Below are 25945 nucleotides of genomic sequence, written 5' to 3'. Positions count from 1 at the left end.
GCGTAAGAATGATTTCCAACCAAAGACAACATGAACAAACATATTGAAAAGTAACAATTTCTCATTTCTAAAATCCTATTGGCTCTCTTTTGACAATTGGCATGTCGAAGCAACACATCGGTAAGTCAACATCTTCATACCGCCGTAATCATCCATGTACCCTGTGTACAATTGAGTAAACCCTTCGCTCGGTACGACAACACGTTCTTTCGAAAGAGGTGCCACCATAACACTTTCAAAACCGGGGAAATTATTTCTATTGTTGTTACTTAAATAACCTAATGTCACATAATATTTTGTTGGGTTTTCAATGAGTAATTGATTACCTTTATGAGTATATTTCAATTCTTTTGCCCAAACCTTATCGCTATTATTTTCAATCTGAGGTGGACGATAAAACATTTTCAAACGGCTTTGAATCGCAATTTGCACGACATTTTCTTTATCAGCGACAGGCGGAATTTCACGTACATTTAAATAAAATAGCGACTCTCTATCTTGGGGAAGTAAATCAACACCTTCTGTTTTGATGATTTTAATTTGGTTTTTCGCATTTGGTTCAACCCGTTGCATAGGAGGGAGTACCGTAAAAGGCTCTGAAACCTTATTCCCTTTTTCATCTTCCATCCAAGACTGAGCTAAATATGGCATTGTTTTACTTTGATTATTAATAACCAAACTAATCGACTTATCTTTGCCCGGAAAAATAATTCGGGTACGGTCAATATTGATTGCTGCGGACGCAAATTGCATACCGACAAAAACGAGTGAAAGCCCTAAAGCTACTACATACTTTTTACTCATACATCATTCCTTTATTGGCAAGGGATCAGGACTTTCCCCTGATTTTTTTCGGCAATATTAGGTAAATTTAAACGACACTGATTCGCGCCACTGGCCCATTTAACAAAGTAGTTTTCTTCTGGGTTAACACCGGTCAAATAAGTCACCCCACTATCTGCGATGATGCCTACTTCCCTACCGGTATTCACTTCAATAACACTCGTCCCTAATGGTGGATAATTACCATTACTCAAGCGAATAACCGCTAAAATACGTTTCCCTTGATTTGCTTTTATTTTTTGATAACCAATCGAACCTTCGGTTAATGTTTTACCAATGATATTGTCATTAACATCAACATCATCTGGTAATGTATTCATATCAATATATACATCTGAATTGGAGAAACTGTTCAAACTTGTCGCCACTCCAATCCCGAAACGGTTTGTCACTGACTCGCCATTATTAATAGAAATACCAGCAACATTGTCACTATCAATCATGACTCGTGGCTCATTATTGGTTCCATTGCGGTGCATTGCTGCACCGTATTTCGTGGCTGTCATCGAACCATACCAACTACCACCAAATGCACGATAAGAATTAATATTTTCCGTCGCGTTGACGTTTAATACGCCGTAAGGAGATGAATGCTGATAGCTACCGCTAATATTTGGCTCTGCGCGTCCAAGTTCATGTTGAGAACCGCCAACACGCATACTCCAATAGTTGTTATTCACATTCTCGCTATAGTACGCAACAGACTGCCCAAAACTGTGGTCATTATCAGCATATTGCGCGTCATAACTGATGGAGCTACCGCCTTCTAATGGGATAGAAAATGATAAATAAATTTGGTTATCATCTGTCGTTTCATATTTAATTTTATTAAGTGACAATGTCCCAGAAATATTTTTAATCTGCCCAACACTAAACAATTTACTGAAACTCATCCCAAAGTTAGTTGTAGATTCACTATTCCAAAATTGATGATGTGATGCATTAAAATAAATAGTTAAATCTAATGGGCTGATATATTGATTAAAAGATGCCGTATACACGTTTTTATCGCGTCTAAAGTCCAGCGCTCCATTAGCTGCATCAATATATTGCGGCATGGTTAAAAATTCTTTTTCAGAGAACTTATAGCCAGCGAATGTCACTTGGGAATTCGTAGACTCAAAGCGCTTAGAATAATTTAAACGGTAGCTATTACCTGAATAAGAACCAAAATTATCTAAGTTTGCGTGTGTGCGAGTAATATCCAGTGAGATCGCACCAAACATATTCATATTTTGCCCAATACCAAGGTTTACAGCTTGGTAATTAGTATTATCAATAGTCGCTATTAAGCCCCCAAAAAGAGAGGTATTTCCAAATAACCCATAGGATATCTCACCCGCAATAAACCGCGGGTCGACTTTCTGCGAGCGGCCAAATGAATCGGACTGACCCACCGTAAATTTATACAGAAATTGCCCTTGGCGAGTTAAAAACGGCAATGATGCCGCAGTCACTTGATACGTCGTTTTTGACCCATCCTCTTCCTCGATAGTCACATCTAAGGTGCCTTGTACAGCTTCTGTAATATCTTGGATATTAAATGGCCCTGGAGCTACCCTTGCTTGCTTAATCACTCGCCCATTTTGTGAAACAATCACCATTGCATTTGTTTTTGCAATCCCTGTTACCTGTGGCGCATACCCACGCAAAGAAGGCGGTAACATGCGATTATCACTGAAAACAGAAGCACCAATAAAACGGAAACTATCAAATAGGTTTGTTTTTAAATAAGACTCCCCTAACAATACTTTCGCACCCATTTCTGGTAATGCACGAAAAGCATAAAGTTGGGTCCAATCGAAACGTTCGTTTGTTTTCCCTTGAGAACGATTATATTGATATTGATAGTCTGCACGAAAACGCCAAGCACCTAAATTGATACCAGTGGTACCATTACTACTGGCACTAAATGTTTCACTATTATTTTTAGGAGAGGAATAATTCGCAAATAGGTTATAGTCAAGAAAAGCCCCTGTAATGCCATTCTCCCATTGAGATGGTGGAACCCAATAAGGGTCGTCATACTCTAACCAAGCTTGAGGAATAGAAAATAAGATATTTTGATTCGCCTTGTCGAAGCGATATGTAATATCTAAATTTTTAGATAGTTCAACACACTGGCCATTATTATTTTGCAGAAGTTCTTCCTTAACCTTCTTTTTTAGTGCAAAAATATCTACCATTTCTGGTGTAATGCAGAGTGTTGAATTATCTTTACTCGTTTCAATAAACTTAATTAAGTGTTGACCAGATAACTTTCGGCCATTCAACGTAATATCTGTCAGATATTCACCGGCTGGAATAAAATCAGGGTTTGAGAACTGACTCAAGTCAATATTATCTCTGTCCTTTGCATCAATAATATTCATATTAAATTCCACAGCATTGGATATTTCTGAAATAGAAAATGCCAATACAATAGAAAATAATATTTTATTCATTTTAAAATGAGGCAATAAAGACATGGAGTTCCCTGCCAAAAAAATAAAAAGCAAATAACAAAGGAAAAATAACAGGCAAATACATGCCTGTTATTAAAAATATAAATTACAGGTAGTTTAAAGCGTAAGTTGCTTGAGAAATGATACTACCTGTTTCAACTTTGTCACCATTTGCTTCAACACGAGCACTGAATGCCAGTTTGTTTGGACCATCAGCTAATGGCATCTCAACACTTGTATCACCTACTTTCATTGTCGCACCATCAGCGTTGATTAAACGAACACCAACACCTTTAGAAGTACCTGTATTTGCTAATAATTCTTTAGCCGTAGTGTCTGGAGTACCTGTGAAAGTGACTTTAACTTTGCTAACCGCAGGGAAAACAACTTGGTCGTTAGAATCTTTAACTTCACCTAAGTCACAGTTTTCTAAAGCAATATTGTACTGAACGCTTTGGCTAAATTTATTACCGGTTTCTAATACTTTATTTGCAACTTGGCCGAGGTCTACATTGATTGTGCCATCACCAGGAAGTGAGCAAGGTGCATTGATAACTTTACCCGTAAAGTTAATAATACCGCTACCTTGGTCTACTGGTGCTGCATTTGCAATGCCAAATGAAGATGCGATAATTGTAGCTAATGCAATTTTGGTTAATTTCATTTATATTTTCCTATAAAAAGACGACAGATGTACCAATCACCTAATAATCAAGATAATTATTAAGTTGATATTTTTTTGCTAAGAGTGTAATAAAAAAGCAGGCATTTACTATATACAATAAATATAGTAATACACCGTTATTAAAAATAATTATTTTTATGAAATGTGAATTTATCTTAATACATCCATACTAATGGATGATTATTTTAGCATTTATAATTAGACTAATTTTAATATTTATATATGATTATTTTCTTTATTTATAAATACATCATCAATGAAAAAACAAATCATCTCCGTTTCCAGCGCATTAGCGAGAACATGTAAATTTTCGATATTAATGTTACACTCCCCCCTTTCATAGCGTGAAATTTGTTGCTGGCTAACACCAACAAGATTTGCCAATTCAAAACCAGAAAGCCCCAAGTGCTTTCTTCTTTTTCTAATTTCTTTTCCTACTATTCTATTAACGTTTGTCATCAACGATAGCCCAAGATAACCTAAAATATTAAACGGCTAAACTATATAACAGATCAAAAACCTTTAGTATAATAAAATTTGTACTTACAAATGCAAATTAAAATAGAACAAATTAATTAAAACTCGTAATTTGAGTTAATTATAAATTTCAATATATAAAAGTAAAACTGTTTCTAACGATCAATTTAATCAATTCAAGTCAGTAAAACCTATCAATATTTGTTCATTTAAATTTAGCTTTATCACTAAAAAGAAAATCACCTAAATAATACAACTTCACCTTATTATTCATATGATATTTATAATCCTAACACGTTGATTTAAGTAAAATTAGACTATATTACAACCCATGATGGTAATATATAAAAATGAGACTCAAGTAACCTTACTTGATAGTTTCAGATGATTTTTAGGTATTTAATAATATAGCCATTGATTAATAAGTATTTTTATATAAAAAAATTATAAATTAATTTATTTTTTACATTGTTTTAGTTTATTTTAAAAAAACCATTGTCAGTGGTATTTTTATTTTTATCATTTTTTATAATGGAATTGATAGTCAATTTTCCATACTCCCATTAAGAGTGCGAAAGATAAAAAATCAGAGAATAGGTTAAAACATCTATTTTTGACTCATAAAAACCGTGTAATTCTCATTTAGCGAGTAATACTATTATCAAATAGTTAAATACCCCATTTTTTAGATTTAATAAATTAATATTGAAAAAATAACCTTTAAATAACAATCGGTTATATTTATTTCCAAATGTAACAAAATAAGAAATATTATTGCCAAAAGAGCTATAAAAAAACAATTTAACAAAAATAAAACATAATAATTATCACCTTAGCTGGTAAAAAGTGCATAAAATCGATGTTTATTCTTGTAAGATATCTCTTAAACAGTAAAAACCATTCATAAAACACAGAATATGGCTGCTCCTCAATGCATTTTAGGGGAAATTCAGTGAGTCAATACTTAGAATAGCTATCACTTTCATCGTTTATTTATAAAATTCATAGCTTGGCAGAAAATATATTAGTCAATGGGTTAAACTAAGATCAATAACGCTATAAAGATATCAACACCAAGAAAAGTCTTTTTTTGAATACTATACGAAATAATATATTTAAAAATATTTATTTATCGATATATATATTTGATAACAACTAAGGACACCCTTCCGATAACAAATAGTAATTGAACAAGAAAATAACTCATTATTTTTTGTGCGAATAACCTGCTTTGATCTCCTTAACCAAGGAGATTCTATGCAAACACAATCATTACTTCGCGTTGCAACAGTGCAATTCCAACATAAACCTGGCGACAAAGCTTATAACCTAGAGCGTATTCACCATTTCATTACCCAAGCCGCAAAACAAAAAGTAAAAATACTTGTTTTGCCTGAAATGTGCATAACTGGTTACTGGCATGTTCCTAAACTAGCTGCTCCTGCCGTTTATGCGCTCAGTGAAACACTACACGATAGCCCATCATTGTCCCTAATCCGCCAGCGGGCTAAAGAATTAGATATGCTCATCGGTGTCGGGTTAATTGAAAGAGGCTTAGATGGGCAATGCTACAATACTTGGGTTGCCTGCATGCCGGATGGGCAATACCATGCTCATCGAAAATTACATGCCTTTGAACACCCCGTTATCCATAGTGGAGATAGCTATACGGTATTCGATACCCCATGGGGGGTTAAAGCGGGGATCTTAATTTGCTGGGATAATAATTTGATAGAAAACCCGCGGATCAACGCACTGCTAGGTGCTGATATTATTCTTGCTCCCCATCAAACAGGAGGAACTCATTCAAGTAGCCCATATGGAATGAAACCACTCGACCTGAACCTTTGGGAAAATAGGCAAAATAACCCACAAGCATTATTTGATGCATTTCAAGGGGAACATGGGCGTGGATGGCTGATGCGCTGGCTACCAGCTAGAGCCCATGATAACGGTGTGTTTTACCTATTCAGTAATGGCGTAGGTTTAGATGATGATGAAATTCGTACTGGAAATGCGATGATAATTGACCCTTATGGGCGGATTATCAACGAAAGCTTAGCCATTGACGATGATATGGTCATTGCGGATCTTGACCTCAACTTACTGCCAACATCAAGTGGTCGACGTTGGCTAACGGGAAGACGGCCAGAACTTTACCGAATGATCAATGAAACAATAGGCAATGAAACGGATATTCGTCGTGTTCGTTTTGCTTGCCAGACACCACCTTCAGTGCCTAACCCAAGTAAAAGCACTAAACCATAAGACCGGAAACTCTATAGTATCTTATTAATAAGGTGGATATTATAGAGTTAATACATTTCAACTAAGAGGTGTGCAGCAAACCATAATGGATACTCGGCTTCTTCGTGCATTTATTACCCTCGCTGATACGGCAAACTATCGTGAAGCCGCGTCACGCCTCTGTATTAGCCAACCGGCTTTAACAAAGCAAATAAAATTATTAGAAAACCAATTAGGTATAATATTATTTCAGCGTGGTCGCCACGGTGCTGTACTCACCGAATCGGGCCAAGCATTATTACCTTATGCAAAACAAGCTATTAGCCAAATAATGGAGTTGCTTAACCAAGCTATCGCTCTTGGAGAAAAACCACCATTGTCCTTAAATGTCGGCTTTGGGATTTCAACTTTTCAGGAAGCTTCTTTTTTTGTTGCACGGCTTCGTGAAAAATTACCTAATATTGCGATTCAACTAGATGATATGCCCTCCCATGAAATGGAAAAACAGCTTCAAGAACATCAACTGCATATTGCCTTTACTCGCCACCTTGATACAGCCGCTACAAAAACACTTACAAGCCAGAAATTAAAACAGGAAGTACTCGCTCTTGCTATAGCCCAAGGTCATCAGAAGAAAAGCACAATAAATGACTACTTAGCGCAATATCCATTACTCACATTGCGGGCTCAACGCGGTTTAGGTCTATATCAGCAAATTCAGCGCTACCTGCAATCTGAGGGGGTTAAAATTACCCCATTGCAGGAAGCTAATGATATTCAGACTCTTATTGCATTGGTTGCCGCTAAAGTAGGCGTAAGCCTTGTTCCATACAGTGCGAGGCATATTAGCCGGGAAGATATCTGCTTTATTCCTATTCAACATCACAAGCAAGCCCAATGGCAAATTGACGTTGTTTGGCAATCGTCATTACCTAAAGCATGGCAAACAGTTATTTACGCGCTAATTGACGAGGTTCATAAAGAGTTTACCGATAACAATAACTCCGTAATTCCTATATATTAAATGGTAGAACTCTGATATTTATTACCCCCATCTTTGTTAGATAGGCACTACTTTATATGTCTGGTAATAGCTTAATCACCCCACTTAAAATCATAGCTTCTGGTGTAGCACTGCCTAAGAATAAAATTTTTTCTTCAATGCTTGATGAAAAACTCAATAAATCGATAGGGTTTGTTGAAAAACATTCAGGCATTGAATACCGCTATCATGCCAGTAATACTGATTCGCAAGCCGAGCTGGCAGCTCAGGCGATCCAAAACACACTGGACGCTAGTCATATCAATCCTCAAAGTATTGATATGCTAATAAATGCCTCTGCTATCCCTGTTCAGGCGTTACCCTGCTCTGCAGCGCATATCCTGGAGCAATCAAACTTAAGGGAAGGCATTGCATGCTTTGATGTCAATGCCAGTTGTATTAGTTTTATTACCGCATTACAAGTTGCCGCGGGCTTACTCGCAACCAGTGCTTATCAGCGAATTGCTATCGTCTCTGCAGATATTGCTTCACGGGGAATTGATTGGCAGGACAAGGAATCATCATTGATTTTTGGGGATGGTGCAGCTTGTGTGATCGTTGAAAAAGGCGATGGAACTAGCGGTATTATTTCTTATACCCATACAACTTATACTGCTGGCATTGATTTTTGTGAAATCCGAGCTGGCGGTACAAGGCGTAATCCGCGTTCAGGTATGACTGAGGATGATTTCCTTTTCCATATGCAAGGTAAAAAACTATTCCGCTTAGCCTCCTCTTTAATTGAAGACTTTATGCAACAGGTTTTTCATGAATCAGGCTTACAACTCAAGCAAATAGAGACAGTTATTCCACACCAAGCTAGTCATTTATCGTTAGAGCATATGCGCCAACGTGTCGGGGTAACAACAGACCAATTGATTGATATCTATCGATATCGTGGTAACCAAGTCGCAGCATCTATCCCCTCAGCATTACATGAGGCGATTATTAGCGGTCGGTTTTATGAAAAGCAAAGTGCAATGTTAATCGGAACAGCAGCAGGATTAGCACTATGTGCAATGGTACTTATCCCGTGAAAATATTAGTCACCGGCGCAACCAGTGGGCTAGGACGCAATGCTAGCGAATATTTACTGCAAAGGGGTATTGAAGTCATTGCTTGTGGTCGTAATCAACAAGCAGGTCAACAACTGAGCCAAATGGGTGCTAAATTTATTTCAGTAGAATTGGCCGATTTAACCCAGCAAGATGCCAAAAAACTAATGGCCGGCTGTGATGCAATATGGCACTGTGCCGCACTTTCTTCGCCTTGGGGAAAGCGCCAAGACTTTGAAAAAACAAATATACATGCGACTCAAACCTTAGCAACTGCCGCTGGTGAAGCTAACGTTTCGCGCTTTATTCATATTTCTACCCCTGCAATTTATTTCAATTTCACACACCAGCAAGATATTAGTGAATCGACGGTTAATACCCATTTTGCCAATCAATATGCAAGAACAAAATATTTAGCAGAAACCGTTATCGAACAGTGTGTGAGCCAGTTTCCAACAACACGCTACACTATTTTACGTCCAAGGGGGTTATTTGGACCTCATGACCGTGTACTTTTACCGAGGTTATTAGCACAAATAAAATCACGCCAAGGTAAATTGATATTACCTAATGGGGGAAATAACCATTTCGACCTCACTTATGTGGGAAATGTTGTTCACAGTATGCAATTAGCGACTGTTAAAAATGGACTTAAAAGTGGAGCTGCCTACAATATCACCAATCAACAGCCTCAAGCGCTAAAGCAAACGCTTCAACAATTGTTTAGTGAATTGAATTTAAAGTGTGAAATTCGTTCTGCGCCTTACCCGTTACTGTATGGTCTGGCAACTCTTTTAGAAGCGATTGGCTATATAACAGGAAAAGAACCCTTACTGACGCGTTATAGCCTTGGAGCCGCCTATTTCACCATGACGCTTGATAACCAAAAAGCACAACAAGAACTCGGTTATTACCCTTTATATACGATGCAACAAGGGGTCAAATTAACGGCGAAATGGTTAAAACAGCAGGAGAATTTATGTTAACCATCCACCAGTATGAAGTGGGGTATTGCACACACCCAGGTTGCGTCGCCCTTAAAGGTGCGAGCTTTAAATCCTGTAAATTTCCTGCCAGAGCATGGTTAATTAACGATGAAAACCAACGTTGGTTATTTGATACTGGTTATGCGACGCATTTTTATGATCATACTCGCCACGGAATTATGCGGTTATATCGAGCCATTACCCCAGTTTACTTCGACAGTAAACAGGCATTAGTTAATCAACTGGCTGATGATGGAATAAAACCCGCAGATATTAATGCCGTTATTTTGTCTCACTTTCATGGTGACCATATCGCAGGGCTACGTGACTTCCCTGAGATCCCCATTATTTGCTCTGGTGATGGGTGGGCAAAAACACGTCACTTAACCGGTTTTGCCGCCTTAAAAAATGCCTTTGTCAGCGGGTTATTACCCGATGATTTTGAACAACGCACTGTGTTTTATGAAGGGTTTGAGCGTGTTTCTTTGCCTCATGAATTGCAAATATTAGGCGAAGGTTACGCCGTAAATAAGCAAAAGACCTTATTAATTGTACCGCTTCCTGGTCATGCAGCAGGTCACATTGGTTTATGCGTTTTAACGAATACAGGTTGGGTGCTCCTTGCGGGGGATGCCGCGTGGTCACCAACCAACTATAAACAATTACGTGGGCCAATGGCGATTGCTAATATCATCATGGATGATAAGCAAGCGTATTATGAAACGCTGAATAAATTACATGAAATTGATAAGCAAAATATTGTCATCCAACTTTGTCACGAGGGTGAATTGCAGTGATCTTTTCCATGCTTTGGCACTATTGGCGAGCACGCCATCTAAAATTTGAAAACCGTGAACAACTTGAAGCCTATCAGCAAAAGCGCTTAACACAATTCAAGCAAAAAACATTGGCTAATAGCCGCTATTTTTCCCCGTATATTCATCAACCACTCCATGATTTTCCCATCATGAATAAACACATCATGATGAGTCATTTTGATACGATGAATACCGCAGGGCTTTCTCGCCAAACATTACTCGATTGTGCACAAAAAAGTGAGCAATCTCGCGATTTTGCCCCTAAAGTAGGGAAATATAGTGTTGGGTTATCCTCTGGGACATCAGGTCGCCGCGGCCTTTTTGTTGTTAGCCCTGAGGAGCAAAATATCTGGTCTGGCAGTATGTTAGCCAAAATGTTACCGAGTGGGCTGTTCAACGGTGAGCGTATTGCGTTATTTCTTAGAGCCAATAATAACCTGTATGAAAGCGTCAATAACCGCTGGATATCCCTGCGTTTTTATGACCTTTTCGCGGATTTTCAACAACAATTAATCGAACTAGAAAGATATCAACCTTCTATTATTGTTGCCCCAGCTCAAGTGCTGTGCGCTATTGCCCAAGCGATTAGCCGCCAACAAATTCAATTAAAAGTACAAAAAGTCATTTCAGTGGCGGAAGTGCTTGAACAACATGATAAACAAAAATTACAGAACTGCTTCCCGAGTGTTGGTGAGGTCTACCAAGCCACTGAAGGTTTTTTAGGCTGTACTTGTTCGCATGGAACTCTACATTTAAATGAAGCCTTTATTCATATTGAACCTAACTGGATCGATGATGAACGATTCTCTCCGATTATCACTGATTTCACGCGGAAAACTCAGCCGATTGTCCGTTATCAACTCGATGATGTTTTAGTTGTGAAAAAAACACCTTGCCCCTGCGGTTCCCCTGAATTAGCGATTGAACGTATCGAAGGCCGTTGTGATGACTTACTCCAACTCCCCGACCAAAAAGGGAATACGGTGACTATCTTTGCAGACCCCTGCGCCCGAGTCATTGCCAATAGCATTCCCCTTACCGCTGACTTTCGGTTGACCCAGCAAGGCCAGTTATTAATTTTACAAGCGGAATGTACACAGCTTGAATTAAATGATTGCCAACAGCAACTCGAAAACTATTTCACTCGTCAGCAAGTCGATATCACTCAGTTACGTTGGCAATTATCATCTGAGCCAATTCAACAAGCTCTCTCTATTAAAAAACGCCGGATTATTCGAAAGGAAGAGCAATGAATATTAAAACGTTATTCATTAGGGCGTTATATTGTTTAATCGGCTGGGGAACAGTCGGCATTGTGTATAGTTATACTGGTCAAAATACAGATAATGTCCATCTACTGGCTCCAAGTGCGGTTGATAGCGCGGTGCCGTTCTCCCCTAGTGCGGTTTGGTTTTATCTATCCTTCTTTTTGTTTATCCCATTAGGCTATTTTTGCAGCCCAATAGAACGAACTCGGTCATTAATGTTTGCTATGCAATTATGTGCCTTAGTCTCTGGCGCTGTTTATTTACTGTATCCAACCACAATGCAATATTACGATTATGATTTAACCTCATTTTCGGCTCACGCTTTATCCGCTTTAATCAAGATTGATAGCCCTCAAAATTTATTACCTTCTCTACATGTCTCATTGACTCTTGTCGTACTGAATGCATTATGGTCGGTAAAATATAAATTTCGAACACTGTTGTACTTTTTATGGGCCGCAGCCATTTGTGTGTCTGTGTTGGTACTAAAACGCCACTTATTTATTGATGTTATCACTGGAGCAGTAACCGCTTGTGGAGCGCTGTTGGTTGTCCACATGGCAAAATACGGCTTAGAGAGAAAACGCTCATGAATGAATTAACCTTTCCGATTATTTTTATGTTAGCGGTCGTCATTGCTGAAGGCTTAGTGATCGCCAAAACACAAAAGGGGTCGGTAAGTTGGCAGGAATTGGTTTTTAACCTGAACTCTGGTCATATTATGTTGTGGCTATTTAGAGGGTTAGAGCTTTTTTGTTATGGCTTTGTCGTTACACACTACTCATTCAACCTTGTTGAAAACTGGCCAACAGCTTTAATTTGGATATTTGCTATTTTAGCGTGGGACTTTGGCTTTTACTGGCTGCATCGCTTACACCATACTTACCGCCTATTATGGGCAGTACATGTAGTACATCACCAAGGAGAACACTACAACCTATCATTAGGTGTACGTAATTCATGGTATTCATCTCTAACCTCAATCCCATTTTTTATGTTATTGGCTCTTATCGGGGTGCCTTTAGAAGTCTTTATTACTGTTTCCATTTTGCACTATACCATCCAATTTTTTAACCATAGCGCGTTGATCCCACGCCTTGGTTGGTTAGAAAAGTTTATGGTGACACCACAGCATCACCGAGTTCATCATGTAAAGGAAGGGCACTACTCAAACCGTAATTTTGCAGGTAGTTTTATTTTTTGGGATAAGCTATTTGGCACTTTTTCCAAGCTACCAGAAACAGAGCACCATTTTGGTATCAAGGGTGCACCAGCATCCGAGAACCCATTTATTGATAGCAATTTACCTTTTTGGAAAATTATTAATCGCCGCCGGCAGACAACCCAAAAACCATCACCGTTATTTCGCACCAACCAATTTGCTCTTGTGATAGGAACACTTCTGCTATTTATATTAGTAATTGGTTATGTCTACCTATACGGCTACGGTTATCAAGGTACAACACAGCAACAAGTCATTTTATTTGTTTTATTAGCACTGGGAACTATTGCCCTATCAGGGATATCAGATGGCCGTAAAAGTGGCTTAATAAGCTGGTTTTTTATAGCCTGCTTATTACTTATTTGTATTCTATTTATTTGGCAATGGACAAGCCCATTTTGGATAATTTCGACCAGTGCGCTGTGGTTACATAGTTTGCTGATGCTCATTGGCATTGGTCGTAAACCAGTGCAGGTGCTCAATGTCTAATGAGCCACTAAGACCATTAGGTTATCAACATCGCCATGATCAGGCTTTTCAAAAAGCATTAAACAATGCTGCTATGCAGTATTTAAAAGACCGTTCAGATCACCGTTTTGCAGATCTACGCTTCTATTTAAAAAGCCTAGTTTTAGTATTGTGCTGTTTCGGCAGTTACATCGTAGCCTTGTGCGCGAATGCGCAATGGGCTTTTTTCACTTTTTATCCGCTCTTTATCTGTTTTGCCCTGTTGTTGGCGATTAATTTGGTCCACGATGCCTCCCATAATGCGATTTTTAAACATGGGAAAGCCAACTATTGGCTTAATTTCTGGGTCACTATCCCACTTGGCCTAGACCCTGAGTGTTGGCGTGTTAGACACATTATTTTTCATCACGCCCACACGAATATTCGTCACTATGACCTAGATATTGAAGAAAATTTTGTGCTACGGCAGACCCCATACCAACGCTGGTACCCTTTTATGCGGGCGCAACATCTGTACTGGCCCTTGGTTGCAGCCATGACATTTCCGGCGTTGATCTGGTTTTTTGATTGGTTAGATAGGTTTCACTTCACGAGAGTCGCCCCACATATGCGCCATCAAGGGCAGAAAGGGCTTAGTACCTTTTTATTGGCAAAATTTCTCCATCTGTTTATCGCTATTATTATCCCTATCTTAGTTGTTAGTGATATCAGCTTAGGTACATTGCTGCTCACTTATTTGCTTAGCCAAATGTTTGCATCACTCATATTTGTTGTTTTGATACTCGGCACACACTGGGCAAAGGCAACCTTCTACACCCCACCCCAAGAAGGTAATATGCCCCACGGGTTTTATACACATACATTTTCAACCACTTATGATTGGCATACCACGCCTCGTTGGCTCACCTATTGGCTAGGTGGTTTAAACTTGCACTTAACTCATCATTTGTTTCCCAACTGGAATCACCGCCACTACCCTGCCCTTGCAAAGATCATCGAACAAACGGCAAAGCAGTTCTCAATGGAATATCACTGTATCAATGCCAAGGAACTGTTTATCTACCAGCAGCGGTTCTTAAAGGAAATGGGAACTGGCAAACAAGCCGATATGCACTGAATACCGATAAAAAGGAATTCAGTGCATTAAACGGGATATCACCTGTCGATAATAATATTTTGATTAACCACATTCTGTTCGCTATTCCCAACCATCTGAGAAAATTTGTCGAGGGGATCGGTACGAAATGCATACAAGCGTTTTAAGGCATATGGGTTATCCCCTAGCTTCACTTTCCCTTGAATTGTCGTCAAAGCTAGGTGTAAGCCCGCTTCTTTTGCGGCATCCATTGCAGATTGGTTATAGCCACCAAAGGGGTAGGCTAAATAGCGCTGCTCTGGCTCAAAATGGCTAAGTAGCCTCATTGAGCGTTTAAAATCCAACATGGCCGTGTGTTGTTTACGGCTAAAAATAATCGGTGAGTTATGGTTATCCAAACGATGTAAAAAGTGCGTGTGTGATTGAATATTAAATACATCTTGGCTATCTTTTATTTCTTGTTTGCTCATAAACTGTAACGAATCTGCAGACCACTTTTCTGGATGAGTTTTGACCCTTGAAGAAATAACAAACAAAGTTGCTTGCTGATGATTTTGCCTTAAAATCGGTAACGCATAACGGTATACGGATTTCAAACCATCATCGAAAGTCAATACCACGGCTTTGCCGGGCAAGTTAGCTGATTTATTCAAATAATCTTCCACATCCTGCAAAGAAAGGGTTTGATAACCCGCTTGCTTGAGGTAATTCATTTGTTCACTGAATGCTTCCACTGAAGTGGCTGTCGATGTTTCACGAAACAGTTTATTTTCACTATCTTGTAAAATATGGTGATAAGTTAAGATTGGAATACCTTTATCCAACGCAACATCATCCAGATGAACATACCCTAGTCTGTCACCTAAGCGAATTGTCAGCCAAGCTGTCTTTGTACCTATTTTATCGGTTTTTATCATTCTAGCGACGACCGGATAACGTAAGTTTGCCCATAAAGAGGCAATTTGCCGGCCACTGCTATCAGCTGATTGATAAACAGGCGTTTTTTGCCGTGTGATTAGATAATCATAAACGGGTTTTTGTAAGTCATTTAACCTATCAATATCTGGAATATAACGAGGGGGTTTATTCGCAAGTGCTGTTGCCTTTACAAACGCATAATCATTACCAAATTGCATCGCGCTATAATCCCCTGAAGAGTTATAAGCATAGAACCCATGATTATGGTTAAGTTCAGCCACCGCACGCATTTCACCCGCGACCCTTGAAAAAATAATTTCTGTTTTTTGGGTTTGGATTAGTTTAGGGGGAATATCGGCTAACCGCCAATCCTGCGTATTATGCTCAACAACTGTGGCTAAAGATGGGGAAATAGAATTTATGAATAAGACTAAAAATAAAACAAGTAATTGTTTACACATTTTTTATCCATTACCAACAAAGTTTGCATTAATTATTCTAAACCTACTGAAGAATTAACCCTATACCCCATGAAAAATTTTTATTGAGAGGTCGCCCCCCTGTTACCTCTCTTTCTTTATCAAGCAGCTAACCCCCCCTTACAGCTTAGCCCCAATACTCATTTTAATCAGTGTTTATTTCTTACAAAAGTTATTATACCAATTAGGTGGTTTAACCTTGATGTATCATACAAAATAAAGAGATCTAGCTCATGTTTATCAGTAAAAAACGTTTTCAAGGTACGATCTGTAAATCATTTGACAGTTAATTCCATTTCCCACTGTTAGATTGGCAATCAACCACCTTTCAACACCTGGGAATAACAATGAAAATAAAAGAAATTAGTACCTTTATCATGCACGTTCCGGTCACTAATGATCTAATTGGTGATTCGACGCATAGCATTACCCATTGGGGAATGCCGGGTGTCATGATCAAAACTGAATGTGGGTTAGTCGGTTATGGTCATACAGGAACACATGCGGATATCACTACAGATCGTTTAATTACCACCATCATTGAAGATGTTTTTGGCCCCATGCTGCTGGGTGAAGACCCAACTGAAGTACGTTATTTACATCGTAAGCTCACTCGTAGTTCGACCAATATTTGGGTAGGCCGTGGTGGCTTGATGCAAATGGCTATCTCTGCCATTGATATTGCCTTGTGGGATCTCAAAGCGAAAGCTGCCGATCAGCCACTATGGCAACTGTTTGGCGGTTCAAAACACAATAAAGTGAACGCTTATAATACTGACTGCGGTTGGCTGGTTCGTAGCCAAGACGATCTCGTTGATGATTGTAAAAAAATGATCTTCGAAGAAGGTTTTAAAGCGATCAAAATGAAAATTGGCAAGCCAGATCCACGTGAAGATTTACAAAGAATCGAAGCCGTTCGCCATGCAATTGGCGATGATATTGACCTAATGGTCGATGCTAACGGTAAATGGGATATCAGCATCGCCAAACAATATGGCCACCGTTTAAATGATTTCAACATTAAATGGTTTGAAGAGCCACTGTGGCACGATGACGTGGCAAGTCACAAGCAGCTAGCAGCTTATATGGATACACCAATCGCGTTAGGTGAATTACTGTATCACAATGATTCATTTAAAGAATTTGTCCTTGCTGGCGCGGTTGATTACCTACAACCAGATGCAACCCGTTGTGGTGGTTTAACTGCAGTATGGGAAATTGCGGATTTAGGTATGGCATTTAACTTACCAGTAACACCGCACCATGGCGATATGATGCAAGCACAATTGCACTTAGTCATGGCACATCCAGCCTGTTCATTACTGGAATTTATTCCATGGACATTGGATTGCTTTGTTGACCCAGTTGAAGTCATTGATGGTGTTTATACCACCCCAACGGCTCCGGGAGCCGGTACGACGTTAAAACCGGAAGCATTGGCTAAATTTAACGTGAAATAATAATAATTCCCTTTTTCGCTATTTCATCACTAACACCACGAGAAAGGGAAATAAATAACAAGAATTATTCATTTTAAGTTACTTATTCATTAGCTCTATACTCTACCCTGCTGATAACTCAGCGGTGGGCTAAACACGTAATAAAAATGAATAGATAACATCATTACCTTACAAAACTGGGGTGAACCATGTCCACCAATACTGATCATTTATCATCGGCTACCAGCAAAGCAATACGAAAAATAATACCCATGGTGGTATTAATGTTCATATTAGCGTATTTAGACCGTTCAAATATCGGTTTTGCAAAGCAAGAATTTCAATTAACAACAGGGTTAAGTGACGCCGCCTATGCATTCGGTGCAGGGATCTTTTTTATTGGTTATGCACTATTTGAAGTACCAAGCAATATCTTACTGTACCGTATAGGTGCACGTGTATGGCTATCACGCATTATGGTCACATGGGGGTTAGTTTCAGCGGCAATGATGTTCGCTCACGATGAAACTACCTTTATTGTCTTGCGTTTCTTATTAGGCGTGAGTGAAGCGGGCTTCTTTCCAGGGGTTATTCTGTATTTAACTTTCTGGTTCCCACAAAATATTCGTGCCCGTGTCACTGGCTATTTTTTATTTGGTGCACCATTAGCCTTTATTATTGGAGGACCATTATCCGGTTCATTACTCGCACTAGAAGGCTCATCATTCGCATTCGGTTTATATGGCTGGCAGTTAATGTTTGTTGTCGAGGGGTTACTCGCCTCTCTCGTCGGGATTTGGGTATTTTTCTACCTTGATGACCGTCCAGAAAAAGCAAAATGGCTGACAGCAGAAGAAAAAAGTGCGCTTTCCGCTAAATTAGCCACAGAAGAAAATGCCAAAGCAGGGCATAGTCCAAAAGGCGCTTTAAGTGCGCTATTAGATATGCGAGTTCTCTATTTATGCTTAATTTGGTTCACTGTTCAAGTATGTGGTTACGGTATTTATTTCTTCCTGCCAACCCAAATCGGGACGCTATTAGGCAGTAAAGTTGGAATATTAGTCGGCTTCGTGACGGCAATTCCACCTCTGTGTGCGGCTATCGCAGTTTACTATGTCCCGCGCATTTCTGAACGCCTAAAAGAGCGTCGTAAAGTGGCTGCGATTACCTTTATGTTAGGGGCTGCGGGGATTGCTGTATCCGGCTTGTTCGATAGCATTCCAGTCATTGCCATTATTGCACTGTGTGTGGCAGCAGCAGGTCACTTAGCGATGCAACCTCTGTACTGGAGCTTCCCATCGGCTTACTTAGGTGGAACCGCTGCCGCATCCGGTATTGCCTTAATTAACTCCGTGGGCAACTTAGGCGGTTTTGTGGCACCAAACTTAAGAGTCTGGGCAGAAACGACGTTTGAATCTGCGCGAGCTGGGTTGTACTTTATCGCGCTCGTTGCCTTTATTGGCGGCCTTTTAATACTGACATTAAAACGATTAGGTATTGAAAAACGATTCGAAGATTAAATCTTTGTTCCCGGGCCACCATCGGTGGCTCGTTTTTACTTAATTAATGGCAACATTAGCTTTCATTTATTACACAAAGAGGTTTAATCAAATATTGCGGTGGTTCAGGATTGAACATACCCCTACCAAATGTCATGATAAAGTCAGCTTATTTCATGCAGGGAGCATTCAGATGAACATTGCAGTACAAAATAGCCAGTTAGTTTTGCCCCATGCAAACATTATTGAAATTTTACAAACCAATAGCTGGTTTAATAACTTACCTGACTATTTGATTAGTATATTAATGGAATGCGCAACGCTACGTTTTTATAACGATGGCGAAATGGTTCACTACCAAGGCGACCCAGCTAGAGGGCTATACGCCGTCATTCAAGGCTCCGTTAAAGTGAGTTCCATCTCTACCGATGGGCGTGAATGTGTATTCCGCTATCTTTCCCCCGGGAACTGGTTTGGCGAAATTGCCATGTTAGATAAATCCGCCCGTACTCACGATGCAAAAGCGATTAGCCCAACAATTTTGTTGACGATTTCACCAAAAGACTTAGCTACAATCTTAGAGAAATACCCTGTTTTTTATCAATCATTGAATATCTTACTGTGTAAGGTCATTCGCAACGCTTTTACCATTATCAATGACAGCGCTTTATTGTCAGTTTCTGCTCGGTTAGCTAAACGGCTGCTTAGCTTAGCCGAAGGGTACGGAGAACCCCATGAGAAAGGCATCCAACTTAGCCTATACCTAACACAAGATGACCTAGCAACGATCATTAATACCACTCGACAAACCATCAATAAGCGCTTGGTTGCTTGGGAAAAATTAGGTTGGATCGATGCAAAATACGGGAAAATTATCTTAGTGAATCTTCCCGCATTAAAGCAAATCTCTGAAGATGATGAGGAATAACTAATCGTTATGATCGACGGTTGGGCTATCCGCAAAAAAGTAACGATCCATGGTAAATTCGAAGTCATCACTAGTGGCATTAAACAACATTTTTTTAGTGTTTTCCAAGTGTTGCCACATTGCTTGCCTTGCCCCCTTTGCATCACGGCGTGCAAGTGCCTGTAAAATTTGGTCATGTTCATCACACCAACTTTCAATCGACCTATTATCAATGTGCTCATGAAGTTTTAACCAGTATGGGTTACGCAAGCGCTGGCTCCACATCTGCTCAACAATAATTACCATGGCGCTGTTATGAGTCGATGCTGCAATTTGCATATGGAATGCTAAATCCCACGTTGAATCACGAAAGCGGTCTTCTTTCCGTGCATTTTTTTGTATATCAACCAGTTTTAAAATATCTTCTTTAGTTGCTTGAGTCGCGGCAAACTCTGCAATATGGCTTTCAATCAATTGCCTTGCTTGTAGTAATTCAAATGGGCCACAACGACTAAACTCGAGCCCGCTGTCCGTATTAACCGAGTTGTTAGACCGATTACTAATAACATGTATACCTGAGCCTTTGCGAACATCCACATAACCTTCGACTTCTAACATAATAATGGCTTCACGGATCACCGTACGGCTGACATTCATTTCGTCTGCAAGTAAGCGTTCTGCGGGGAGTTTTGTCCCTATTGGGTACGCATCATTTTCAATTCTATCTTTAACTAAAGCGGCAACTTGCTGATATAAGCGTGGTTCACTCTCTTGTGAGCTCATCATTTTCTCCTTTCGCAATACAACCCTGTGTAACCAGCATCTAAACGCTCTAAGTATAACGAAATTTACCATGTCTGGGTGAAATAGAAAATGTTAAGAAAAGAAATTACAGTTAAATTGGTATAACACCTTTAAAAGATATAAACCAAATAGTATAATGCCTGAAATTTAGTCAATAAAATGATTGATCACACCTTGATATGATTGGTTGATCCCATTACATCCGATTTCCAGCCCAGAGAACTAAACATGATAAAAGATATAATTAAAATACATGCCAATGACAATGTCGCTGTTACGCTAACTGATAGGCAAGTAGGAGAAACTATCACTATTGATAACCACTCCGTCACCCTAAAACAGGATGTCGCCCGCGGTCATAAAATCGCATTAGTGCCGATTGAAAAAGATCACAATATCTTAAAATACGGTTCCCCAATTGGTCATGCAACCACTGCAATTAGTGCTGGTGAGCATGTGCATACTCATAATATTGCAACAAATTTAAGTGCATTAAATGACTATGAATATGACCCAGAATGTAACCTAATTGCGGCAACTCTCCCTGACCCTGAAGTACAAATTTATCGCCGCAATAACGGTGACATTGCTGTCCGTAATGAAATTTGGGTGATCCCAACGGTTGGATGCGTCAATGCCCTTGCAAGAAAAATGATCGAACGCTTCAATAAACAGCACAATGAAGCGACTGATATTGACGGGGTCTATCTTTACAACCATACCTTAGGCTGCTCTCAATTAGGCGATGACCACTTAACCACCCGTACTATTTTGCAAGATATGGTAAAACACCCTAATGCAGGGGGCGTTCTGGTGATTGGGTTGGGATGTGAAAATAACCAAGTGGCTGAGTTTAAAGCAACATTAGGTGATTTCGATACTGATCGCGTTAAATTTATGGTATGTCAACAATTGGAAGATGAAATTGAAGCGGGCGTTGAACACCTTAATGAACTTTATCAATTAGTTAGACAAGATAAACGTGTGTCAGGCAAGCTTAGTGAAGTGAAATTTGGCCTTGAGTGTGGTGGCTCTGATGGGTTATCAGGGATCACCGCCAACCCACTATTAGGCTGTTTTTCTGATTTCCTTGTCAGCCATAATGGAACGACTGTTTTAACCGAAGTGCCAGAAATGTTTGGTGCTGAGCAGATTTTAATGAACCATTGTCATGACCAACAAACCTTCGAAAAAACAGTAAATATGATCAATGACTTCAAACAATATTTTATTGCTCATGATCAACCTATCTATGAGAACCCCTCTCCGGGTAATAAAGCAGGCGGTATCTCTACGCTAGAAGAAAAATCCCTTGGTTGTACTCAAAAAGCGGGAACCAGCCAAGTAATGGATGTATTAAAATACGGTGAGCGCCTAACAAAACCGGGCTTTAACTTATTAAGTGCTCCAGGTAACGATGCGATTGCAACCAGTGCATTAGGTGCCGCAGGCTGCCATATAGTGCTATTTACTACGGGTCGTGGAACTCCTTATGGTGGGTTTGTACCAACATTAAAAATTGCCACTAATAATGAACTGGCCGCCAAAAAACCCCATTGGATTGATTTTAATGCAGGTGCCTTATTAACCGGTAAATCCATGGATCAGTTATTGGCTGACTTTATTCAACATGTGGTTAAGGTCGTAAATGGAGAGCAAACCAAAAATGAAGTGAATGACTTCCGCGAATTAGCCATTTTTAAAATGGGCGTCACACTTTAGAATAAACTGCCCCTATTGTTTTCGCTATTAGGAAACAATAAGGGCGCTTCTAACCTATTCTATTATCTTAATTTCATTTCCTTATAGATAATAATTAATTACCGCCTACTTTCTATTTTAGGATATGGGTATATAAACATTATGTTTAAACTTTAATGAACAGTTTTATGATGGTATCTCTTTAAGGGGTATTATTTTAATAACAGTAATAGCCACACTGAATTTCTTTGTGGTTATTTGTATAATAACTCCTTCCTTGACTATAATAAAAATCAAGAAATAGTATTTGTTATTTTTAATCAATTTATTATGTCAATTACACTACATTTAATTCTTTACTTTTGCCCATAATAGGCATTTTTACCATGCTTACGTAAATAATGTTTATCTAACAGTTCTTGCTGCATTGCCCCTACAGCAGGCTGTAATTGACGAGTAAATAAATTCATATAAGCGATTTCTTCTAAGACAACCGCATTATGCACCGCATTATCAGGGTTTGTCCCCCATGCAAATGGGCCGTGACTGTTAACTAATACTGCGGGAACATCTTTGGCTGTGATACCTTTTTCTTTAAATGTTTCAATGATGACATTACCCGTTTCCCTTTCGTAATCCCCAGCAATTTCATTTTCTGTCATTAAACGCGTGCACGGAATTTCACCATAGAAATAATCTGCATGTGTGGTGCCTAATGCACTTAATGGCTGCCCCGCTTGTGCCCAAATAGTGGCATGACGCGAATGAGTATGCACGATACCGCCAATTTCAGGGAATGCCTTGTAAAGTGCCAGATGGGTATCTGTATCAGAAGATGGTCGAAAATTACCTTCAACAACTTTTCCCGTTTCCAGTGAGACAACCACCATATCTTCTGCTTTCATGGTTTCATAATCCACACCGGATGGCTTAATTACCATTAACCCTGCTTGGCGATCAATGCCACTGACATTTCCCCAAGTAAAGGTCACTAGGTTATGTTTTGGTAATGCGAGGTTTGCTTCAAAGACTTGTTGCTTCAATTGTTCTAACATAATAATCCCCTAGCTATAAAATTTGCTTTAATATCAACAACAAAAATTTATTCTCTGGGTATATTTTGTGTGTTGATAACCTGTCTCTACCTATTAAGGTAAACAGATTTTGCTGATTTAAAAAGCGGTCACATTTACAAACTCGCAACAAACCACAGTCAATCGGTCATAATCGGTCACAATCGGTCACATTAAGTCAATATCGAGGCGTGGAAATATGACCGAGTTAGCCCATTTTTTTTTGTTTCTTATGAGTAACACAGAAAGATACTGCAAATAATGCGCCATGCATCACAACTAAAATGTAACGATTACATATTGCTTTCAAATATAGCTATACAAGATCACTTTAAACGGCTTTGTTTTTTTCAAGAATGGAATACTTGAATCTAATCACGACAAAAAAAAAGCAACACAGGCAGAATAAATATCGTGGAAAAAATAGGAGTTAAACATGTTACAAGCCGAACGCCATAAATTAATTTGTTCTCATGTTTCACAAAATGGTTCGGCGTTAGTGCGTGAATTAGCTCAGTTATGTCTTGTTTCCCAAGAAACAATCCGGCGTGATTTAACAGTACTAGAGCGAGAAAACCGAATTATTCGTAGCTTCGGCGGTGCCGTTGCCATTGACCAAGAAGAAATGCCAATGGTCAATGTAATACCTTCTTCGGTCAAACTCAGTCAAATGGTCGATGGTGCAGAATCCTTTCGCAAAAGAACCGAAGAACACCCTGATGCGAAAATGAAAATTTCTAAGGCTGCACTGAAGTTTATCCAACCCGGCGACTGTATTATGCTAGATAACAGCAGTACTTGCTGGTTTTTAGCACGACAAATACCTGATATCGATATTACTGTTGTCACTAATTCGGTCAAAATTATCCAAGCACTGGCTTGCCGTGATCGTGTACGAGTGATTGGGATTGGTGGTGAATACTCAGAACGTCATGATGATTTTCATGGCCCTATTGCAGAAAGTATTATTCGTAGCTTTCAGATAAAAACCTTATTTTTATCATGCCAAGGTTTTAATATTGAGAATGGTATTCGTGATGGTAGCGAAATAAATTCAAAGCTGAAAAATATTATGTTGCAAGTTTCAGAGAATAAAGTTTTACTCGCCGACAACAGTAAACTCGGAAAATATGCTTTTAGCCAAGTTTGTACCTTTGAGGATATTAACGTACTCATTACTAACAAGCTTAATGATACTAATTTTCAAAAACAATTCCCGAATTTAAATATTATCGAGTGTGATAAGTAATTTATTAAAATATAAAAAGTCCGTAACCGTGATGTAAGTAAAATAATAATCATTCATTTATTTTCTGTATTAAAAAGTGCAGGGATATTATGTACCCATAATTCCTTAGCGCTTAATTATAGGCATACCTAAATGAGATAATAACATTGACCCTATGTTGATGAGAGATCTCGATTTAGTATCCATCTACACTAAGGAATACAACTATGAACATGAAAAAATTAGTTTTACCTTGTTTAATGAGCGTTGCACTGTTTTCCAATGTCGCAATGGCCGAATCACAAAAAGCACAAAAGCCATTCACGATGGGCGTAGTCGTTAAAGTCGGTGGTATTCCTTGGTTTAACGTTATGGAACAAGGGATCACCGAAGAAGGTAAAAAACTGGGCGTTAACGCATTCCAAGTTGGCCCTACAACGGCTGATCCAGCAGAACAAGTTCGTGCCATCGAAGATTTAATCGCCAAAAAAGTGGATGTCATTGGTGTCGTTCCTAACGATGCAAAAGTACTTGAGCCTGTATTAAAACGCGCTCAAGAAGCTGGTATTAAAGTCATTACTCACGAATCTCCAAATCAAACCAACGCAGACTGGGACTTTGAATTACTTGATACCCAAAGCATGGGAGCTAACCATATGAAAGATATGGCAGCTTGTATGGGTGAAGAAGGTAAATACGCCATGTTCGTCGGCAGTTTAACGGTCCCTCTTGTTAATGAGTGGGCGGATGCTGCCATTGCTTATCAAAAAGCCAATTACCCAAAAATGCAAATGGTAGATGACCGTTTTGGCGTTGCAGAATCCGTTGATGATTCAATGCGTACCGCTAATGACCTGTTATCTAAGCACAAAGACTTAAAAGGCATTATGTCATTTGGCTCGCAAGGCCCTATCGGTGCAGGTCGTGCTATTGATAAGCGCCGCAAAAATGATACCACCTGTGTATTCGGCACCTTTACCCCAGGCCAAGGCATTAAGTTACTAGAAAAAGGCGCTATTGATGGTGGCTACATTTCTAATCCTAAAGTTGCAGGACAAGTCTTCGTTCAAGTTGCGACTGCAATGATGAACGGTGAAGAAATTAAAGATGGCGTTTCAATCGGTGATATGGGTGAAATTAAAGTCAGTGGCAATACCATTTTAAGTGATAACCCTGTCAATCTGAATATCGAAAACACCAAAAAATTGGTTGAAGTCGGCCTGTAATTCTTCACTAGCAAAATAAC

The 25945-nt window shown here is 39.2% G+C and carries 22 protein-coding genes; 15 read left to right on the top strand and 7 right to left on the bottom strand.

The features are described from left to right. Positions 1–75: 75 nt before the first annotated feature. The 4 genes from M1F14_RS06300 to M1F14_RS06285 form a co-directional block, all read right to left on the bottom strand. Positions 76–804 (bottom strand): molecular chaperone, encoded by a 729-nt coding sequence (locus M1F14_RS06300; RefSeq protein ID WP_042845483.1) that lies wholly within the window; start codon positions 802–804, stop codon positions 76–78. Positions 805–815: 11 nt separating this feature from the next. Then, on the bottom strand, positions 816–3311 hold the full coding sequence (locus M1F14_RS06295; RefSeq protein ID WP_042845485.1) for a fimbria/pilus outer membrane usher protein: 2496 nt from the start codon (positions 3309–3311) through the stop codon (positions 816–818). Between the two features lie 82 nt (positions 3312–3393). Next, entirely contained in the window at positions 3394–3951 is a 558-nt protein-coding gene (locus M1F14_RS06290; RefSeq protein ID WP_042845487.1) for a fimbrial protein, read from the bottom strand. A 237-nt stretch (positions 3952–4188) separates the two neighbouring features. Then, a complete protein-coding gene (locus M1F14_RS06285; RefSeq protein WP_042845488.1) occupies positions 4189–4431 on the bottom strand; it encodes a helix-turn-helix domain-containing protein in 243 nt (80 codons plus the stop codon). Positions 4432–5706: 1275 nt separating this feature from the next. On the opposite strand from M1F14_RS06285, the gene M1F14_RS06280 reads away from it, so the two are divergent. The 9 genes from M1F14_RS06280 to M1F14_RS06240 all read left to right on the top strand — a co-directional run bounded on the left by M1F14_RS06280 (position 5707) and on the right by M1F14_RS06240 (position 14672). Next, on the top strand, positions 5707–6717 hold the full coding sequence (locus tag M1F14_RS06280; protein ID WP_181468779.1) for a nitrilase family protein: 1011 nt from the start codon (positions 5707–5709) through the stop codon (positions 6715–6717). Positions 6718–6802: 85 nt separating this feature from the next. Beyond that, positions 6803–7720, top strand: a complete 918-nt coding sequence (locus M1F14_RS06275) for a LysR family transcriptional regulator (protein WP_042845491.1) — start codon at positions 6803–6805, stop codon at positions 7718–7720. Positions 7721–7776: 56 nt separating this feature from the next. Then, positions 7777–8775 (top strand): 3-oxoacyl-[acyl-carrier-protein] synthase III C-terminal domain-containing protein, encoded by a 999-nt coding sequence (locus M1F14_RS06270; protein WP_042845492.1) that lies wholly within the window; start codon positions 7777–7779, stop codon positions 8773–8775. Next, positions 8772–9779 carry an NAD(P)-dependent oxidoreductase gene (locus tag M1F14_RS06265; RefSeq protein ID WP_129466669.1) on the top strand — a complete coding sequence of 336 codons (1008 nt, stop codon included), beginning with the start codon at positions 8772–8774 and terminating at the stop codon, positions 9777–9779. Before M1F14_RS06270 ends, M1F14_RS06265 begins: the two co-directional genes overlap by 4 nt. Then, a complete protein-coding gene (locus M1F14_RS06260) occupies positions 9773–10576 on the top strand; it encodes an MBL fold metallo-hydrolase (protein WP_042845493.1) in 804 nt (267 codons plus the stop codon). The genes M1F14_RS06265 and M1F14_RS06260 overlap by 7 nt, the downstream gene beginning before the upstream one ends. 8 nt (positions 10577–10584) lie before the next feature. Continuing rightward, positions 10585–11850: a F390 synthetase-related protein gene (locus tag M1F14_RS06255; RefSeq protein ID WP_129466670.1), complete on the top strand. Its 1266-nt coding sequence runs from the start codon at positions 10585–10587 to the stop codon at positions 11848–11850. After that, a complete protein-coding gene (locus M1F14_RS06250; RefSeq protein ID WP_131680118.1) occupies positions 11847–12458 on the top strand; it encodes a phosphatase PAP2 family protein in 612 nt (203 codons plus the stop codon). Before M1F14_RS06255 ends, M1F14_RS06250 begins: the two co-directional genes overlap by 4 nt. Beyond that, complete coding sequence (locus M1F14_RS06245) at positions 12455–13576, top strand: sterol desaturase family protein (protein ID WP_129466467.1); 1122 nt, start codon at positions 12455–12457, stop codon at positions 13574–13576. The genes M1F14_RS06250 and M1F14_RS06245 overlap by 4 nt, the downstream gene beginning before the upstream one ends. Then, positions 13569–14672 carry an acyl-CoA desaturase gene (locus M1F14_RS06240; protein WP_048606001.1) on the top strand — a complete coding sequence of 368 codons (1104 nt, stop codon included), beginning with the start codon at positions 13569–13571 and terminating at the stop codon, positions 14670–14672. Before M1F14_RS06245 ends, M1F14_RS06240 begins: the two co-directional genes overlap by 8 nt. Before the next feature lie 38 nt (positions 14673–14710). Here the strand turns inward: M1F14_RS06240 and M1F14_RS06235 are convergent, their stop codons facing one another. Beyond that, on the bottom strand, positions 14711–16030 hold the full coding sequence (locus M1F14_RS06235; RefSeq protein ID WP_042845498.1) for a polysaccharide deacetylase family protein: 1320 nt from the start codon (positions 16028–16030) through the stop codon (positions 14711–14713). A gap of 365 nt (positions 16031–16395) precedes the next feature. Here M1F14_RS06235 and M1F14_RS06230 point away from each other — a divergent pair, with 365 nt between their 5' ends. The 3 genes from M1F14_RS06230 (at position 16396) to M1F14_RS06220 (ending at position 19914) form a co-directional block, all read left to right on the top strand. Continuing rightward, positions 16396–17508, top strand: coding sequence for a mandelate racemase/muconate lactonizing enzyme family protein (locus tag M1F14_RS06230; RefSeq protein WP_048605999.1), 1113 nt, complete (start codon positions 16396–16398; stop codon positions 17506–17508). Positions 17509–17696: 188 nt separating this feature from the next. Continuing rightward, positions 17697–19007: an MFS transporter gene (locus tag M1F14_RS06225; protein ID WP_042845500.1), complete on the top strand. Its 1311-nt coding sequence runs from the start codon at positions 17697–17699 to the stop codon at positions 19005–19007. A gap of 172 nt (positions 19008–19179) precedes the next feature. After that, positions 19180–19914 carry a Crp/Fnr family transcriptional regulator gene (locus M1F14_RS06220; protein WP_048605997.1) on the top strand — a complete coding sequence of 245 codons (735 nt, stop codon included), beginning with the start codon at positions 19180–19182 and terminating at the stop codon, positions 19912–19914. Here the strand turns inward: M1F14_RS06220 and exuR are convergent, their stop codons facing one another. Continuing rightward, positions 19915–20676 carry a transcriptional regulator ExuR gene (exuR, locus tag M1F14_RS06215; protein WP_042845504.1) on the bottom strand — a complete coding sequence of 254 codons (762 nt, stop codon included), beginning with the start codon at positions 20674–20676 and terminating at the stop codon, positions 19915–19917. A gap of 249 nt (positions 20677–20925) precedes the next feature. Here exuR and M1F14_RS06210 point away from each other — a divergent pair, with 249 nt between their 5' ends. After that, on the top strand, positions 20926–22419 hold the full coding sequence (locus M1F14_RS06210; RefSeq protein ID WP_042845506.1) for a UxaA family hydrolase: 1494 nt from the start codon (positions 20926–20928) through the stop codon (positions 22417–22419). Positions 22420–22754: 335 nt separating this feature from the next. Here the strand turns inward: M1F14_RS06210 and araD are convergent, their stop codons facing one another. Beyond that, entirely contained in the window at positions 22755–23453 is a 699-nt protein-coding gene (araD, locus tag M1F14_RS06205; protein WP_042845508.1) for an L-ribulose-5-phosphate 4-epimerase, read from the bottom strand. A 454-nt stretch (positions 23454–23907) separates the two neighbouring features. On the opposite strand from araD, the gene M1F14_RS06200 reads away from it, so the two are divergent. Further along, positions 23908–24720, top strand: coding sequence for a DeoR/GlpR family DNA-binding transcription regulator (locus M1F14_RS06200; RefSeq protein WP_042845509.1), 813 nt, complete (start codon positions 23908–23910; stop codon positions 24718–24720). Between the two features lie 212 nt (positions 24721–24932). Next, complete coding sequence (locus M1F14_RS06195; RefSeq protein WP_042845921.1) at positions 24933–25925, top strand: substrate-binding domain-containing protein; 993 nt, start codon at positions 24933–24935, stop codon at positions 25923–25925. Positions 25926–25945: the final 20 nt, after the last annotated feature.

Source organism: Providencia sp. PROV003 (assembly GCF_045040775.1).
Classification (GTDB): Bacteria; Pseudomonadota; Gammaproteobacteria; order Enterobacterales; family Enterobacteriaceae; genus Providencia; species Providencia huashanensis.
The sequence above is the reverse complement of the archived record's forward strand: the minus strand, read 5'-3'. Positions and strand labels throughout refer to the sequence as shown.

Coding starts and splice junctions, on each gene's coding strand:
- M1F14_RS06195 (WP_042845921.1), top strand. CDS start 24,933: ATGAAAAAATTAGTTTTACCTTGTTTAATGAGCGTTGCACTGTTTTCC.
- M1F14_RS06270 (WP_042845492.1), top strand. CDS start 7,777: ATGTCTGGTAATAGCTTAATCACCCCACTTAAAATCATAGCTTCTGGT.
- araD (WP_042845508.1), bottom strand. CDS start 23,453: ATGTTAGAACAATTGAAGCAACAAGTCTTTGAAGCAAACCTCGCATTA.
- M1F14_RS06260 (WP_042845493.1), top strand. CDS start 9,773: ATGTTAACCATCCACCAGTATGAAGTGGGGTATTGCACACACCCAGGT.
- M1F14_RS06245 (WP_129466467.1), top strand. CDS start 12,455: ATGAATGAATTAACCTTTCCGATTATTTTTATGTTAGCGGTCGTCATT.
- M1F14_RS06200 (WP_042845509.1), top strand. CDS start 23,908: ATGTTACAAGCCGAACGCCATAAATTAATTTGTTCTCATGTTTCACAA.
- M1F14_RS06255 (WP_129466670.1), top strand. CDS start 10,585: ATGCTTTGGCACTATTGGCGAGCACGCCATCTAAAATTTGAAAACCGT.
- M1F14_RS06285 (WP_042845488.1), bottom strand. CDS start 4,431: ATGACAAACGTTAATAGAATAGTAGGAAAAGAAATTAGAAAAAGAAGA.
- M1F14_RS06300 (WP_042845483.1), bottom strand. CDS start 804: ATGAGTAAAAAGTATGTAGTAGCTTTAGGGCTTTCACTCGTTTTTGTC.
- M1F14_RS06250 (WP_131680118.1), top strand. CDS start 11,847: ATGAATATTAAAACGTTATTCATTAGGGCGTTATATTGTTTAATCGGC.
- M1F14_RS06275 (WP_042845491.1), top strand. CDS start 6,803: ATGGATACTCGGCTTCTTCGTGCATTTATTACCCTCGCTGATACGGCA.
- M1F14_RS06290 (WP_042845487.1), bottom strand. CDS start 3,951: ATGAAATTAACCAAAATTGCATTAGCTACAATTATCGCATCTTCATTT.
- M1F14_RS06230 (WP_048605999.1), top strand. CDS start 16,396: ATGAAAATAAAAGAAATTAGTACCTTTATCATGCACGTTCCGGTCACT.
- M1F14_RS06240 (WP_048606001.1), top strand. CDS start 13,569: ATGTCTAATGAGCCACTAAGACCATTAGGTTATCAACATCGCCATGAT.
- M1F14_RS06235 (WP_042845498.1), bottom strand. CDS start 16,030: ATGTGTAAACAATTACTTGTTTTATTTTTAGTCTTATTCATAAATTCT.
- M1F14_RS06225 (WP_042845500.1), top strand. CDS start 17,697: ATGTCCACCAATACTGATCATTTATCATCGGCTACCAGCAAAGCAATA.
- M1F14_RS06295 (WP_042845485.1), bottom strand. CDS start 3,311: ATGTCTTTATTGCCTCATTTTAAAATGAATAAAATATTATTTTCTATT.
- M1F14_RS06280 (WP_181468779.1), top strand. CDS start 5,707: ATGCAAACACAATCATTACTTCGCGTTGCAACAGTGCAATTCCAACAT.
- M1F14_RS06210 (WP_042845506.1), top strand. CDS start 20,926: ATGATAAAAGATATAATTAAAATACATGCCAATGACAATGTCGCTGTT.
- exuR (WP_042845504.1), bottom strand. CDS start 20,676: ATGAGCTCACAAGAGAGTGAACCACGCTTATATCAGCAAGTTGCCGCT.
- M1F14_RS06220 (WP_048605997.1), top strand. CDS start 19,180: ATGAACATTGCAGTACAAAATAGCCAGTTAGTTTTGCCCCATGCAAAC.